Raw genomic sequence first — 15,900 nt, 5'->3', positions numbered from 1 at the left:
GTCAGGCTCCGAACATCTTGTTGTCGCGGTACACGTGAAAACCCCGGCCGGTCTTCTTGCCGAGTCGATTCGCGGCGATCATCCGCCGCACGAGCGACGGGCAGGCCGCACGAGGCTCGTGGGTCAAGCCGTACATCGCGTCGCACAGCAGCTTCTGCGTGTCCATGCCGACGAGGTCGAGCAGTTCGAGCGGACCCATCGGGTAGCCCAGCGCCGTCTTGATGGCGACGTCGATGTCGGCGGCTTCCGCCACGCCCTGCTCGAGGAGGCGGATCGCATCGTTGTTGAACGGGATCAGAAAGTAGTTGAGGATAAAGCCGGGCGTGTCCTGCGTGGCGACCGGTTTCTGTCCCATCGCTTCCGCGAACGCCCAGGCTCGCCGGAACGTTTCGTCGGAGGTCTCGAGACCGGGCGACATCTCGACCAGCTTCATCAGTTGCGCAGGCAGGCAGAAATGCATGCCGACGAACCGGTCGGGCCGGCCCGATCCGCCGGCAATCTCGGTGATCGAGATCGTCGACGTGTTGGACGCGAACAGCGTCGTCGCCGGGCATATCGTGTCGAGGGCCCGGAAGACCTGATGCTTGACGGCGAGATCCTCGAACACGGCTTCGATCACGATATCGCACTGCGCGAGTCGCGCCAGCTCGGTCGTAGACTGCCAGCGTTCCATGGTCGCGGCAGCGCCGCCCGCGGGCAACTTGCCGCGTTGCTCCGATTTGGCGAGAAAGGCCTCGGTCTGCGTGCGTGCGTTGTCGAGCGCGTCCTGTCGCGCATCGAAGACGATGGTGCGAAAGCCCGCCCGCGCCGCGACGATCGCGATCCCGGCGCCCATCGTGCCCGCGCCGGCGACGCCGACGGTCTGAATGGTTGTCATGAGTGTCTCCTATTTCTTGAGAAAGCTGCGTCCGATCAGCTGACGATGAATCTGGTTGGTGCCTTCCCAGATTTGCGTGATCTTCGCGTCGCGCATCAGGCGCTCGACGCGGTAGTCGTTGCAATAACCGTAGCCGCCGAACAGCTGCACCGCGTCGGTCGTAATGCGCATCGCGGCATCGGACGCCCGCTGTTTCAACACGGACGCCTCGACGCCGAAATCCTGTTCGCCGGCATCGATGCGCGCGCCCAGCTGCCAAAGCAGCGATTCGCACAGGATCAGTTCAGAGGCCATGTCGGCCAGCATGAACTGAATGCCCTGAAATTCGAGAATGCGCTTGCCGGATTGCCGGCGTTCGTTGATGTAGTCGACGGCATCTTCGAACGCGGCCCGCGCGATGCCGAGTGCATGTGCGGCGATACTGGGACGAGACCGGTTGAGCGACCCGAAGAGAATGCGCAGACCGTCGCCCGGATTGCCGATGAGATTGGCACGCGGCACGCGGCAGCCGTCGAACGACAGGCTGGCGGTGCTCGATGCGCGCGTGCCCATCTTGTGCTCGGTTCCGAGCACGCGCAGGCCGTCGGTGCCCTTTTCGAGGATCAGCACGGAGATCGCGGCTTTCGCATCGTCGATCGTCGACCATTTGCCGAACAGCAGATATAGATCGGCGACGTCGCCGTTGGTGATAAAGATCTTGCCGCCGTTGACCACGATGTCGTCGCCATCGGGCGTGAAGGTCGTGCGCATGCCGGTCGCATCCGATCCCGCCGCGCTTTCGGTGATCGCCAGCGAGGCAAGCCCGCCTTCGGCGATGCGCGGTAGCAGCCGGTTCTTCTGCGCTTCGTTGCCGTACTCGATGAGCGGCTTGATCGCATGGAAATTGGTTGCCCAGATGATGCCCGTCGACGCGCATGCCTTCGATATCTCGCGCACGCAAGCCAGATAGCACAGGTAGGAAAGCGGAGCGCCGCCATAGGCCTCGGGGACGAACATCGCGTTGAGTCCGAGTGCGTTGATCGCCCGCAGGTTGTCCCACGGGAACGTGCCGGATCGATCGTATTCGGCGGCACGAGGCGCAAGTTGCGACGCGCAGAGATCCTTGACGCTGTCGAGAATCATCCGTTCTTCTTCGGCAAGCGGGAGGCGTGCGTCCAGCCGTTCCAGAATGTTCATAGAGAGTCCTTGCATCAAAGGGCAATGCCCTGGCCGCCATCGACATAGAAGGTCTCGCCGGTCACGAACGCTGACGGGAGCTGGAACAGGCCGGCGACGAATCGCCCGATGTCGTCCGCCTTGCCGGGGCCACCGAGCGGGATGCGCTTTTTCAGGAACGACTTCAGTGCCCCTTCGTTGAGCTCGTCGCGATTCAGGTCGGTTTCGATGTAGCCCGGCGCGACGTTGACGACCCGGATGCCCTGACGCGCCCACTCGACCGCGAGACAGCGCGACAACGCGCCCACCGCAGCCTTCGATGCGCAATACGCCGCATTGCCCTTGACGCCGAGCTTGTCGTAGAACGAGCCGATGTTGACGATCAGCGATGCACCGGCGTTGCACAGCAGCGGGTAGGCGGCCTGGCTCGCGAGCAGGACCGACGTTGCATTGGTGAACATGACGCGTTCGAAATCTTCGAGCGCAAACGTCGCGGAAGGGCCTTGCAGGTGAATGCCTGCATTGTTGACGAGGCCGACGACAGCCTGCCCCGATGCCTTCGGCACCGACGAGAACGCGGCATGCACGGCCGGTGCGTCGGTGATGTCGCACCGTATCGCCATCATCCTGCGCCGCGCTTCGCCGTCGAGATCCGTCACGTTCGGCAACTCGCCGGACCGGGACAGACACACGACACTGAATCCGGCCATCGCGAGTTCGGCCGCGATCGACGCGCCGATTCCGCGGCTCGCTCCCGTCACGATGACGGTCCCGTTGAGACGATCACGCATCCTTGAACTCCGGCGTCCGTTTTTCGATGAACGCGCGCATGCCTTCGGCCGCGTCGGCGGTCTGGTAGGCGAGCGTCGACAGATCCGCCTCGATGGCGAGGCCTTCGTCGAGCGTCGTCGCGACGCCGCGGGCGACTGCTTCGCGCGCGAATTGGGACGCGCACCGGCTGTAGCCGACGAACTCGGCCATGAATGCCTTGCCAAGTTCGACCGGATCGCCATCCGGCACGATGCGGTTGACGAGCCCCCATCGTTCGGCCTCGGTTGCGTCGACGGTGCGGCCCGACATCACGAGTTCGATTGCGCGTGCCTCGCCAATGAGGCGCGACAGGCGCTGCGTTCCGCCATATCCGGGAATCAGACCCAGTTTGATTTCGGGCAGTCCCATGCGCGCGTGCGACGTCGCGATGCGGAAGGTGCAGGCCATCGCCAGTTCGAGACCGCCGCCGAACGCATATCCGTGGAGCACTGCGACGGACGGGATCGGCAATGCGGCCAGTGTGGCGAACGTACGCTGACCACGCTGCGCGCCGCGACGCTGATCCATCAGCCCGCGATCCATCAGTTCCTTGATATCGGCACCGGCGCAAAATGCCTTCGGGCCTGCGCCCGTCACGATCAGCGCGCGCGCAGCCGACGCGGCAACGTCGTCGAGCGCGCGGGCGAGCGCGTCGATCATCGAAAACTGCAATGCGTTGTGCGCGTCGGGCCGATTTAGCGTCAGCAGCGCGTAAGGCCCGGAAAAATCGAGTTCGATTGCCATGTTCAGACTCCTGCGGTAACGGGGGCCTTGTATCGGACCGAGACGGGCTTCAACTCGCCGCGTAACGTCATCTCGACCAGATCGCGCTTGAGGATCTTGCCGCTGGCGGTAAGCGGAAACGCATCGAGCGGCAGGTAGTACTCGGGCATGTCGTATTTCGACAGCCCGCAGTTGGCGAGGTGGGCCAGCATGTCGTGCGGATCGAGATGCTGGCCCGTACGTACGATCACCGACAGGCAAACCTTCTCGCCGAGCCGCTGATCCTGTACCGGATACGCGGCCGCGCGCTCGACGAGCGGATGACGCATCGCCAGTTCCTCGATCCGCGCGGGATGGATGTTGTGCCCGCCGCGAATGATCAAATCCTTTTTGCGACCGACGATCACGAGACAGCCGTTGTCGTCGAGCATGCCGAGGTCGCCGCTCATGAACCAGCCGTGAATGTTGAAGGACGTTTCCGTCGCGACCTGATTGCTGAAATAGCCGAGCATCAGCAGCCCGCCACGGCCGCCGATTTCGCCGATCTCGCCGGGCTCCGCTTCGACGTCCGAGTCGTCCTGTTTCCACAGGCGGACTTCGTAGCCGCGGCACGCGCGCCCGCATGTCGAAACGATGGTGTCCGGCGTGTCGTTCGGGATGGTGTAATTGTGCGAGCCGTTTTCAGTCATGCCGTAGACGTTCTGCGGAGTCACGCCGAGACTGAGAAACTTTTGTGCGACTTCCCGGGGAATCGCGGCGCCGGCCATGTAGAACGTGCGCACGTCGCCGAGCGCGCGCAGGTTGCGATCGCGCACGGCCTGCAGGATGTCCATCGCATGGGTCGGCACACCCATCACATAGGTCGCGCCGGTTTCGAGAATCCAGTCGAGTGCGTGCTTGCTGCCGCGCAGGTTCGTCATCACCAGCTCGAGACCGGCCACGAGCATCTGCTCGATCGCAACCGTCGCGATGTGATGACTCATCGGACTGAGCGTGAGGAGCGTCGTATCGGACGTGTGCCCCCAGTCCTCGACCAGTGCACGGCCGTTGGCCAGCAACGTGTTGTCGCTGTGCATGACGCCTTTGGGCTGCCCCGTCGTGCCGGACGTAAACGCGAGGTAGACGATCTTGTCGGGATTCAGGTCGGGCGGCGCGACGGCCGCCGGCGGCTGGCGTTCCGGAAACGGCAGGGCGCCGGCCAGGTCGGCCGGCCGATCCCGCAGCGGATCGGGAAGGGCGAACACCGCAGCGAGCGTCGGGATCTCGTCGATGCGCGCGAAGATCGAATGGCGATCGGCGTCTGCACCGTATCCCGGCATCGCGAACAGGGCGCGGCATTGCGTGCGGTGCAACAGCGTGCGGATCTCCTCGACCGTGTAGTTCTGGTGAAGCGAAGGGCAGCAGACGTAGCCGTTCCGCGAGCAGGCGAGAAAAACGATCGCGGTATGGACGACGTTGGGCAGCCAGATGCCGACGCGATCGCCCGGTTTCAGGCCCTGCCGGTGAAGCGCTTCGGCGACGCTGTCGACCCAGTCGACCACTTCGCGCCACGTGAGGCGCACGTCGGCATCGCGCAACGCGCAGGACGTCGGACGTTCGCGCGCATGCCGGCGGGCCAGCGTGTAGAGCGTCTCCTGCTGCCATACGCCGGACAGGTAGTAGTCGCGCGCGTTCTGCGGATTGTGAAGAGTCAGGATGTTCTGCATGGCGTCATCCGCGCATCAGTGCCCGAACTTGCTCGGGTCCGGCTTGCGGCGCTCCGCGAATGCGGCGGCCAGTTCGTCGTGCTCCGCGGTGTCGAGATAGCCGCGCAGCAGCAGGTCGTGCGCCATGCGCGACAGACCGCTCACGCCGCCGTGGCGTGCATTGAACGCGCCCTTCAGCGACGCGAGCGCGAATGCACCGCGCTCGGCGACTTCCAGGGCGTACTCGCGCGTCGCGGCCTTCAACTGATCGTCCGGCACGACGCGGTTGATCAGGCCGATCTCGAGTGCCTCGCGGGCACTGATCTTCGGGTTGCGAAACCAGATGTCCTTCGCGCGCTTCTTCCCGACCAGGTCTTCGAGGTACCACGTGCCGTAGCCGCCGTCGAAACTGCCGACCATCGGACCGACCTGCCGGAACACGGCCGATTCCTTCGCGATCGTGAGGTCGCACACGACCTGAAGAACGTTGCCGCCGCCCACGGCAAACCCGTTGACGGATGCGATCACCGGCTTCTGAAGACGGTCGATGCTCTCGTACATTTCCAGCGTCGGCAGCACCCCCGCATAGAGCGTCGTGTCCGGCATGCCTTCCTTGCGGCCGCCCGTGCAGAAGAACTTGTCGCCGGCACCGGTGATGACGACGACGCGCGTCCGTGTTTCGCGCCGGATCGCATTGATGCAGTCGCGCACTTCGTGGCACATCGTCTCGGTGAACATGTTGCCGTCGTCCGGTCGATTCAGCGTGATCGTGCCGATCGGGCCGTCTTCCTCGTAGAGGATTTCCGAGTAGTTCATTGTGTCTCCTGTTCAAACGATTTCTGCGTCGATAAGACCCGCGATGCAAACGGCGGACATGGATAAGTGATCCCGGAGAATGCGCTCGGTGTCCTGGCCCAGGGCCGGCGGCGCACTGCGGTAAACGGCGCTGCCGCCGTCGAAGCGGATGCCGAGGCCGACCTGCGGCACGCGGTCGACCGTGCCCCGGGCCGCGAAGAACATCCCGTCGTCGCGCAGCGGCACGTCGTCGACCAGTTGATCGATCGTGTTGATCGGTCCGGCGGGAATGCGATGTTTCGCGAACAACGGAAGCCAGTGGTCGCGCGATTGCGTAGCGAGCAAGGCCGCGATCGTGGCCACGATGCGCTCACGTGCGTCGCGTCGCTTCGCGTTCGTATCGAAGCCGGACGCGCGGCCGTATTCGGGCTTGCCGACGGCTGCCCAGAACCGATGCCAGATCGCATCGTTGCCGAGGCCGAGCGTGATCGGGAAGTCGGCCGTCTCGAATACCTGATAGATCGCGATGACGGAATCCGTGCCGCCCGAGCGCATCGGCGACTCGCCGGAACCCAGATAAGGCACGATGCGCGGCGCCATGAACCGTGCGGACGTGGCGACCATCGAGATATCGATTTGTTTGCCGGCGCCTGTGCGCTGGCGTTCGAACAGCGCAGCGAGCACGGCCATCGCGATGTCCTGACCGGCGAGCAAGTCGGCCGCGGGCGTGCCGATTTTCTGAGGCGGCCCATCGGCCTGGCCGGTCAGATGCATGATGCCCGAATAGCCCTCTGCGATCAGGTCGTAGCACGGCAGGTCGGCGCGCTCCCCGTGAAGGCCGAAGCCGGTTACGGACGCGTGGACGAGCATCGGATTGATCGCCTTCAACGTCGCGTAGTCGAGTTCGAGCTTTTCCTGTACGCGCTGCGTCGTGTTGACGACGACGACGTCGGCTCGCCGCACCAGATCGTGGGCGATCCGGCGCCCCTCGGAGCGGGTCAGGTCGATCGTCATGCTGAGCTTGTTCCTGTTCATGCTGAGGAACCACAGCGACTCGCCATCGAGAAACGGCGGCCCCCAACTGCGGCTGTCGTCTCCGCCCTGGCGCTTTTCGATCTTGATGACCTCGGCGCCGAGATCGGCAAGCAGCAGCGTGCCGTACGGGCCGGCGACCGAGGTCGTGAAGTCCAGCACCCGTACGCCGTGCAGGCATGTCAGCCCGGGCCCGGAAGCCACGAGGGGAAGTGTATTCAGTGCGTCCATTGCGATCGAGTTCTGATGGGTGCGTCTCTCGATGCAACGACCGTGCCAAGCGAGTGGCGTGGAGTTTGCTTGCTCCGTATACGAACGCGCGCAGCGTCAATGTGGACGGGCGTCCCGCACGCGCTTGCGTCGCGGCGTGAGGGTCGGCGCACGATCGTCGACTTGGAATCGGACTGTATTCATGCTGTACTTGACGCAGTACCCGACAACAGATGTGTAGCCGACAAATACACTTCGGGGTAAACCCAGCCCCTTGGCATGGTGGGAGACATGAAACGCGAATCTGAAGGCATTCTCGTGCTGGACGACGACGGGAACACCACGTTTGCAAGCGGTCTCGGTCGAGATGCGCTGGTCTCGACGTCGCTCGGCCGACTTTGGCGCAACCGCGACCGCACGCCGGTGAAGCGCCTGTCGGCGATGACGGAGTTTGAACGCCCGCTGACGATTGCGGCGATTCCGACACGCGATGCGGTGTGCTTCCTGATCTTTGCACTTCAGGAGGCCGATGCGCTGAGCGAATTCCTCGCAGGGGTGGATCTCGCAGAAGACATCCTCAGGCACTTCATCACCGATCCGTACAAGGCAATGATCGTGGTCGATACGGCCGGCAAGATCGCCTACATGAGCCCGGTCCATGAAAAATTTTTCGGACTGAAACATGGCGAGGCCGTCGGTCGTCACGTGACGGCGGTCATCGAGAACACGAAGCTGCATGAGGTGGTCGCGACCGGGAAAGGGCAGGTCGCGCAATTGCAGGAGATGAACGGAATCTCGCGCGTCGTCTCGCGCCTGCCGATCTTCGATCGCAACAAGCGCGTGGTGGCCGCGATCGGGCAGGTGATGTTCAAGGGCCCCGAGGCGATGCGCGAGCTGACGGCCGAGCTCGCACGCGTGAAGCAGGAGCTCGATTTCTACAAGCGTGAGCTGTCCGGCATCCGCAACCGCAGCTATGGGCTCGATCAGATCGTCGGGAGCAGCGAAGCGGTACGGCGACTCAAGGAGGACATCCTGCGTGTCGCGCCGCTCGATGTACCGGTCCTGCTGGTCGGCGAAAGCGGGACGGGAAAGGAGATGGTCGCGCACGCGATCCACATGCTCAGTCCGCGCAGCGACAAGCCGCTGGTATTGGTGAACGCCGCGGCCATGCCGCCCAACCTGGTCGAAAGCGAACTGTTCGGCTACGAGCCCGGTGCGTTTACCGGAGCGGATCGCAAAGGGAGAAAAGGCAAGTTCGAAGCGGCGGACACCGGCACGCTGTTTCTCGACGAGATCGGCGACATGCCGGTCGACATGCAGGTCAAGCTGTTGCGTGTGCTGCAGGACGGGCACTTCGAGCGCATCGGCGGCGACCGCGCACGCCATTCCGACTTCCGGCTGATTTCGGCCAGCAACCGGGATTTCAAGGCAATGATCGCGAACGCGAGCTTTCGGCTCGACCTCTTCTATCGCATCAGCGCCGTCACCTTGCGCCTGCCGGCGCTGCGCGAGCGGCTCGACGACATTCCGGAGCTCGCCGACACGTTTCTCGAAGCCTTCGCGATTCGTCACGGCGCGCCGAAGAAGGCGATCGCCGACTCCGCCATTCAGTTCCTGCAGTCGCGCGAATGGCCGGGCAACATTCGCCAGCTGCAGCATGCGGTCGAACGCGCCGCGATCTTTTGCGACGGCCCCGTCCTCTCCATCGCAGACTTCGGCAGTCTGGAAGGCGCGATACCTGCGCGGCTCGCCGAGCCCGTGGGCGAGGCACTGGCGGTGCCGAACAAGGGCGCCGTCGAAATGCGGGAAGCGAAGGAGCGTGTCGAGTCCGAACTGATTCGCGACGCGATGCGGCGCACCGGCGGCAACAAAAAGCGGGTTGCCGAGGAGCTCGGCATTTCGCGCTCGTACCTCTACAAGCGCCTGAGCGCGATGGACGACCCGCAATCGGACAAGCCGCTGTCTCCGTAGCAGCACGGCCGCACACGCGGCGGCCGCTCTCTGCCGTTGCCGTCGCGCTCCGACGCGTTACGCCGTCCGTCGCCCGCTGCGCTGCGTAACCGGCAGATCGACGTTGTCCTTGGCCAAGCGAATCGCACTGTCGAAGCTACGTTCGGTCGCAACGTGTCGATGATCGACACTGACGAACCAGGTTTCACCCGAGACGCACCAGCGAATACGCCGTTCTTCAAGCAGCGAAGAGAACCAACGCCAGACCTCTGCATCTTCGTCGTTTGCGGCGCGTGCCGCATTGATTCTGGTTTGCCTCATGTCATCGTAGAGATCCATGCCCACCTCGTCGAACGTGCTCAACGTCGTTGTCCCGATGTTCGTCCAGGCTCGCGGGCTCACAGCTCCGCGTTCTTCGTCTCCGGTCCCATGAGCGCGCCGACGCACGCCACGATGCCGCCGATCACGAGCAGCGCGACCGGTGCATATCGCGACGGGACCAGCGCACCGAGCCAGTTCATGTAGAACGCGTAGAACGACGGAATGATCACCGACAGGCTGTAGCCGACGCCGAATCCCGTGGCACGAACGCCCGTCGCAAAACGCTCGTTGATATAGGTGACGATGACGGCCCATGCCGAACTGACCGTGATGGCGAGCGCGCACACGAGCAAGCCGATGTGGACGAGACTCGCGCCTTGCGCTTCGATCAGCGCACCGAGCAAGATGGCGCCGATCGTCGACGACAGCACGCCGATTGCGGCCAGCATCGTGCGTCTGCCTATCCATTGGCCCACGATTCCGGCACCCACGTAGGCGAAACAGAGCACGGTATAAGCGATCATCAGCGTAGCCGTCATCTCGAATGCGGACAGATGCAGGGTTTTCAGCAGAATGCCTGTCGGCAGGAACAAGCCGACCACGTTTTGCGTGAGCCAGAACCCGGTCATCATCAACAGCACCTGCATCAGGTTGCGAAACTGCTGGCCGCTGACAAGTCGCGTCGCGGAGGTCGCTTCAGGCTGCCGTGCGGATTTTCCCGCCCATACTTCGGACTCGGAGACCTTGCGCACGTAATACACCGCAAGCAAACCGGCCATCGCTGCACCGATGACGAATGGAAGACGCCAGCCCCACATTGCGTAAGGCGAATCGGGGCCGCCGAGCGGGAACAGCGCGAACATCGCCATGGCCATCACGTTGATCGCGACATAGGCCGCCGGAAAACCGGCGAGGATGAGCCCGCCCACGAGCCCGCGCTGCTCCTTTCTCGAGTACTCGATCGCGAGCGGCAGCGCGCCGGTATATCCGCCGCCGAGGAATATGCCATCGACGAACCGCAGGAGGACCAGCAGCCAGTACGACGCGATGCCGATGGAGGCGTAGCCGGGAATGAGTGCAATCAGCAAGGTCGCCACGCCGAATCCCGTCACTGACAGGATCGATGCGGTGCGACGACCGACGCGATCGGCGATGCGGCCGAACAGGATGGCGCCGAGCGGGCGGCCGAGCAGCGTCGTGATGAAGACCAACGACTCGAGGATCGCCTGGTGACCGCCGGACACATTCTTCGGGAGGAAATACGACTGTATCGGCGCAAGAATGATCACCGGCAGATAGATGTCGAACATGTCGATGAACTCGGAAAACACCGCACCCTTGACGGCGCTGTTCCGCTTCTTGTCGAGTGACTGTTCCATCGCGACCTGTGTTGCGTGGCCGGCGCGCACAACTTCGTCCATGCTTGTCTCCAGTTTCATTCTTTGTCGATCCGTCCATGTGTCGGCCGTAAGCGCCGGCATGCCGTCTCGTTGTCGATGTCCGACCGAACGGCGGGCCGACCGGAGCGGCCGTATGTGACGGCAGTGCCGGCGAACCGGCCGGAAAGGCGAAGCGATATTCATGCCAAGGAGTGCGACGCTCACGCGATCGCTTGGCGCGCACGCAAGTCCGTATGGACGACCCGCAGCGATCTATCTTGGCTGCTTCGATCGGCCCGGTGCAGTGGCCGGGGCGAGGACACTTCGTCGATCCTGTGTCTGCCGGATCGACACTGCGCGCAGCCGCCAGGACGCCGTGACGATATCGTCGAATTCTTCACCCGCGGTCGCGCCGCAAGGATGCCTCCGTGTATCACCGCTCGATCAGGCGGCTATTTCGGTTGACATAATGCGTATGATCGTCGGATTTGGTTGTGGCGGCTAAGTTGTAATGTCCGCTTCTGGGGTGCGGCTTAGCCGATGACACTTCGCGGCCGCCATTTGCGCCGCGGCGAATGTCGCCGAAGCGTCAGCGTCCGTGACCGCCCGGCTATCGACGGCTGCTTGCGGAGGAACGCGGTTCGGTGGTGGTGGTGACTTGGCCGGCGTCGGTGATGGCGGCGGCCACGTTCATGCATGTGATGCGCGATTCTCGGCATCGGTGCCGTTTCGCGTGATGCAGCGTAGCGTCCGTTCGGGCCGGTGCCGGGTCGGGCGACTTGCGACTGAGGTCGTATGCTTGCTCTCGGCCGCCGATCAGATCGGTGCTGTCGCCACATTGCACGATGCCGCCAATCGGCGCGACATCACTCTTTACGACGCCGCAGCGTCACACGCTGCCCTAGCTTAGACGGCGCCCAAGGAGTGCTACACAAGGCTCGAAATCAGGTGGCAACCGCACGTCGCACGGTGGCCGTGCCGCGAGATCGGAATGCCGTTGTCCTTCATCGACTCGTCACCTTCTTCAATGACGTTCGGTGACACCTCCGGATGCAGTGGACACGATACGCGGTCGCCCTTACGTGCTACGTAGCGGCCATCGAACTTCATCGATGATGAGCCCGTCTCGACTTTGCCGCCGTGGTCGGTGTCGTCACCTACGCGAATTAGATTCATCATTCTCGATCTCCACGCAAGGTTCTTGCAATCAAGGGCATCTCATTCTCCGTTGGCACCCGCTGTCGCCAACGCATCAAGTCGCCTTCGCATTGCCTTAAGGATGCACGCAGCGTTCGGCCCACACGCATCACGGCCTTCCAGCCAGCGGCGCTGGCTTCGGGCAAGGGAAGCAGTCTGTGAGCCAGAAACCCTTGCTTGCGCCATCATGCGAGCAAAAGATTCTGCGACACTTTGATCAAAAGCCGATAGTTGATACGAGCTGCAAATCGCATGTTCGGTCGCGGTTGACGCTTTCCCGCAAGGAAAGGAAGCCTTAATTGGTGTGTCGGGTGAAATCTTCGTAAGCACGAGAATAGTTTCGTCACGCCAGCGCACGTACATCTTTTGATTATCGGCAAGAACGATCCAAGCGCCGGAGATATTCATTTTGTCGCCCGCACCGCCCGACCGACCAAGATCGCCTTGCCATAAACCTTTCGCACAGATGAGACTGAAGGCTCGGATGTGTTTTGTGCTAGCACTGTCCAGTTTATAGTCCAGAACCGGATCAATATCTCCAGACGCCGGATATTTGTACCCCCCCAAACTTCGGAGCATTAAATCACGAAGAGACGTATTGATGTTCTGTACGGTAGGATTCGCGCAATGATCCGAAAAGTCGTGGACGTCATCTGACACGTCATCATGCGTGAAGTCGAAGATTCGTCCCTTCAAACGTGGATCATCCCACGTGTATTCGGTAGTACGGCCCGACTCCGTATTGAGGTGAACCTCCTCAACCTGCCACTTACCAATAATGTCATTTGGAAGTGGCGCACCAAATGCATTGTGCACAAAAAAAATAAGGGCACAAGCAGCAACAAATAGACGTATTTCAGGGATTTTTCTCATGACTGATTTCACTTCAATAATTCCATTATTTTTTATGCTGTATTGATTGCCCATGAAACTCATACCGACCTGTCGTATAAAGCGTTACCTCGTCTTTACGTCGCTTCACTAGGCCGTCGAAGACTTTACCACCCGAGTACACGTATTGACTAATCTGCGCCATCGCCTCCGGAATTTGACCGCGATTGATCATGTCGGTTACCTTCGTCCAACCGCCGCCGGGATTGTATGCGTAGCTTACGAGTGCGTCGAATTCGGTTTGCTTTAGTTGCACTTTCACAGCTTTATTAACCATTCGAACATATGCAGGAACGGTTTTATGAAGGAGTTCAACTTGCTTATCATTACTTAGATTGACGACATCCTGATTTTTCTTACAGAAATCTCGCGCGGCGTCTTTTTCAAGACCCGCCCCACCAGAGATCGCAGTCGCTGTTGCATCATCCAGCCCAATTGCTTTCATGTCCGCAACAACGCTTTCGGCTGTCCGCGCCTTCATGTCATAACCGGCTCCCAAGGTTACGCCACTTGCGCCGCCCGGCCAGTGCAATCTATTGGTGACTCCTTCGAGATGCTCTTGCATAAAAATAAAATAGATACCGTCATCTGAAATCGTCGTTGCAGCTCCGCCGCTTGCCATAAAATTCCCGATCAACCCAATCGGATGAACGTGCCACGGCGACAGGTCCGCTGGAAATCCATCGACTCCCTTGATTTGCTCCCACCATTGAAGCTTCGCGAGTCGATCAAGCTCGGTCTTCCACAGCTCGGTCTGCTTCTTCATCAGCGGGGTAAGCTCTTCCCACTTGCCAAGGCCGCCGCCCCATTCGGTTTCATTGCGCACCACAAGATGCGAAATCGCCTCGGCCATCCATCGCGTTTCCAGCGCGTGCTTCAGTTCCTGAGCCGTCACCTTGCCGTCATCGTTCGTATCGATTGCCTTTTCGAGCGTCGTGATGAGTTCACCGGCGTTCACCTTTGCCGCCGTCCCCATGAACTCCGTACCCTCTTCGTCAGCGAGATACTGCTCGGTCGCATGCAGAAACCGTTTATACATATCGGCGGGGCTGACGCTACCGTTGTCGACCAAAACGAACCCCGGCCATTCCCACGGGCTTCGAAATTGCACAAGGGGGTTTCCAGTCTCGCATACCCACCCTTGCCGCGCAGAACCGTCCTTCGAACCAATCGTGATATTCCACCAGTGTCGGCCCTTGTCGTCGATCGCGACGTTCTCAGCGCCGAGCTTGTCAAGGTCGGCACGACGATAGACGTCCCGGAAGTCCGCTCCCGGACCAGTCGCTTTCGCACCGTCCAACGGGAAGTTCTGCCACCCCGAAACGTTCCCGGTACTGACGGTGTTTGCCAGACGGCTTTCCACCCACAGCGGTTTGCCAACGTCCGTGAGCGTTTGAGTGCCCTTCTTATGCCCCTTCGCGGGCTGCGTCGTCACGCTCTTGGGCTGCACTTTCACCCACCGCGAAGCCTTTGCGTCGCCTGTCGGCACGAGCTTCAAACCGGCTTGGGTCAGCTGCTGATCCGGCGCGGGTATTTCGCTCACCAGTTTGGCCCCAGGCATGATCTCCAGGAGCGGCTTGTTTTTGTCGTTCAGTTCCTTCGCCCGATTACGGCTTTGGTCAATGAAGTCTTTCAGGTCCGGCCCCGCGAACACTTCGAGGTGCAGCATCGGATAGTTCGCTTGCGGCGGTAGCGGACCTGCTTTCGTGGCCCATTGATACTGTCCGACGTGGGCGATGACTTCACCTGCTTTGACGGGGTGCGGCTCCTTGAGGATCACGACTGAATCGAGCGGGTTCGGATCGACCACCGCGTCCAGTTCCGCTTTGAACAGGTAGCCCCACGGCGCTTGAGGCGATACGGGCTGACCGACAACAGCCGGCAGAATGGTGCCCGACTTCACGGCCTTGATCTTGATCCAATCCGGATGGGCGGGGTCGCCTTCGCCGGCAATCACCTCGGCTCCTTTTGGCAACACTCCGATTACCTTCCCCTTCGGCAAGTCGCGAATGTTCAAACCTGTCTCGGGTGGTGGTGGGGGAAGGCCCGGTGCAGGATCGACGGATGGCAGGTCGTCCAAATGATAATCGGGCAACGCCGGATTCCCGAATGGATCGTTGGACGTGCCCGCCGGGCGCGCGGGTGCCTTAGGCTTGGGTAACGATTGCTTGTCCTTCGCCTTGTCGCCCACGCGATAGTATCGCTCCCCCTCCCAATATGACATCGGCACCGGAAGCAACGGGTCCGGGCGCGAATTGGATTTCGCCTGTTCGATGGCCTTCCGATAGGTCTCCCAATCCATCGTGTGCATGTACAGGCTGAAAAAGACGAGCGGCTTGCCGTCCGCCGGTTTGCTGTCAGCGGGCGGGCTATCGGCTGGCGCAGGCGTAGTACTCGGGGCAGCCGAAGCAGGTTTCGCTGGTTGATTCGGTGCCGGTTTCGGCGGCAGCTTCAGTTCGTGCCGTACCAGCACAAACCCGGTCGAATAGTGCGCCAGCGTGTTGTCCGGGTACGTCGTTTCCTCGTATTTCGTGTTCAGCCGGTACGCGACAATCTTGCCGTCTGCGATCGCGCGCACGCCACTGTCCTGATTCAGCATCTCGGCGCTACCGTGGGAGAAGTGCACGCCGCCGTGCCACATGCCGCTGGCGCCGAGCGGATAAAAACCGTTCTCACTCTTCGCCAGCGCCTTGAAATACGTCATGGGGTCCGTCGCGTCGGCCTGCCCGACGGGCGTAAAAGGATAGGCCCAGTTCAATGGTGTATCGGCGGGCTCGATAGGCTTCTGCGCCGGTTTCGGTGCGGCCGGTGGGTGATGTTTCTTCTTAGGATCCGTCTTGCTCATGATTCCCGACTCGGATTCGGTTTTCAGAAT

General features: G+C 61.7%; 13 protein-coding genes. 1 reads left to right on the top strand and 12 read right to left on the bottom strand.

The window, feature by feature from the left end:
* Position 1 precedes the first annotated feature (1 nt).
* From NP80_RS02055 to NP80_RS02025, 7 genes are read right to left on the bottom strand one after another with little or no spacing between them, the layout of a single operon-like run.
* Positions 2-835 (bottom strand): 3-hydroxyacyl-CoA dehydrogenase family protein, encoded by an 834-nt coding sequence (locus NP80_RS02055; RefSeq protein ID WP_230847224.1) that lies wholly within the window; start codon positions 833-835, stop codon positions 2-4.
* A gap of 51 nt (positions 836-886) precedes the next feature.
* Positions 887-2,053, bottom strand: a complete 1,167-nt coding sequence (locus NP80_RS02050) for an acyl-CoA dehydrogenase family protein (RefSeq protein WP_006410444.1) — start codon at positions 2,051-2,053, stop codon at positions 887-889.
* A 14-nt stretch (positions 2,054-2,067) separates the two neighbouring features.
* Complete coding sequence (locus NP80_RS02045) at positions 2,068-2,823, bottom strand: SDR family NAD(P)-dependent oxidoreductase (RefSeq protein ID WP_006410449.1); 756 nt, start codon at positions 2,821-2,823, stop codon at positions 2,068-2,070.
* Complete coding sequence (locus NP80_RS02040; RefSeq protein WP_006410454.1) at positions 2,816-3,586, bottom strand: enoyl-CoA hydratase/isomerase family protein; 771 nt, start codon at positions 3,584-3,586, stop codon at positions 2,816-2,818. The genes NP80_RS02045 and NP80_RS02040 overlap by 8 nt, the downstream gene beginning before the upstream one ends.
* A 2-nt stretch (positions 3,587-3,588) precedes the next feature.
* Positions 3,589-5,271: a class I adenylate-forming enzyme family protein gene (locus tag NP80_RS02035; RefSeq protein ID WP_006399046.1), complete on the bottom strand. Its 1,683-nt coding sequence runs from the start codon at positions 5,269-5,271 to the stop codon at positions 3,589-3,591.
* 15 nt (positions 5,272-5,286) lie between these two features.
* Complete coding sequence (locus NP80_RS02030; RefSeq protein ID WP_006399045.1) at positions 5,287-6,066, bottom strand: enoyl-CoA hydratase-related protein; 780 nt, start codon at positions 6,064-6,066, stop codon at positions 5,287-5,289.
* A 12-nt stretch (positions 6,067-6,078) separates the two neighbouring features.
* A complete protein-coding gene (locus NP80_RS02025) occupies positions 6,079-7,308 on the bottom strand; it encodes a CaiB/BaiF CoA transferase family protein (protein WP_006410455.1) in 1,230 nt (409 codons plus the stop codon).
* A 270-nt stretch (positions 7,309-7,578) separates the two neighbouring features.
* On the opposite strand from NP80_RS02025, the gene NP80_RS02020 reads away from it, so the two are divergent.
* Positions 7,579-9,258, top strand: a complete 1,680-nt coding sequence (locus NP80_RS02020; RefSeq protein ID WP_035947133.1) for a sigma-54 interaction domain-containing protein — start codon at positions 7,579-7,581, stop codon at positions 9,256-9,258.
* A gap of 57 nt (positions 9,259-9,315) precedes the next feature.
* Here the strand turns inward: NP80_RS02020 and NP80_RS02015 are convergent, their stop codons facing one another.
* The 5 genes from NP80_RS02015 to NP80_RS02005 form a co-directional block, all read right to left on the bottom strand.
* Entirely contained in the window at positions 9,316-9,576 is a 261-nt protein-coding gene (locus tag NP80_RS02015) for a hypothetical protein (protein ID WP_006410452.1), read from the bottom strand.
* Between the two features lie 59 nt (positions 9,577-9,635).
* The gene (locus tag NP80_RS02010) at positions 9,636-10,979 is read right to left on the bottom strand and encodes an MFS transporter (RefSeq protein ID WP_172488711.1); all 1,344 of its coding nucleotides are present in this window, start codon (positions 10,977-10,979) and stop codon (positions 9,636-9,638) included.
* Positions 10,980-11,864: 885 nt separating this feature from the next.
* Positions 11,865-12,116, bottom strand: coding sequence for a PAAR domain-containing protein (locus NP80_RS28580; RefSeq protein WP_006410450.1), 252 nt, complete (start codon positions 12,114-12,116; stop codon positions 11,865-11,867).
* Between the two features lie 39 nt (positions 12,117-12,155).
* The gene (locus NP80_RS30595; protein ID WP_140401787.1) at positions 12,156-13,070 is read right to left on the bottom strand and encodes a lysozyme inhibitor LprI family protein; all 915 of its coding nucleotides are present in this window, start codon (positions 13,068-13,070) and stop codon (positions 12,156-12,158) included.
* Entirely contained in the window at positions 13,033-15,870 is a 2,838-nt protein-coding gene (locus NP80_RS02005; RefSeq protein WP_006410441.1) for a glycoside hydrolase family protein, read from the bottom strand. The genes NP80_RS30595 and NP80_RS02005 overlap by 38 nt, the downstream gene beginning before the upstream one ends.
* Positions 15,871-15,900: the final 30 nt, after the last annotated feature.

Origin of the sequence: Burkholderia multivorans ATCC BAA-247 (assembly GCF_000959525.1) — a bacterium.
In the GTDB taxonomy this organism is placed as follows: Bacteria; Pseudomonadota; Gammaproteobacteria; order Burkholderiales; family Burkholderiaceae; genus Burkholderia; species Burkholderia multivorans.
This window is presented reverse-complemented; position numbering and strand designations above follow the sequence as displayed.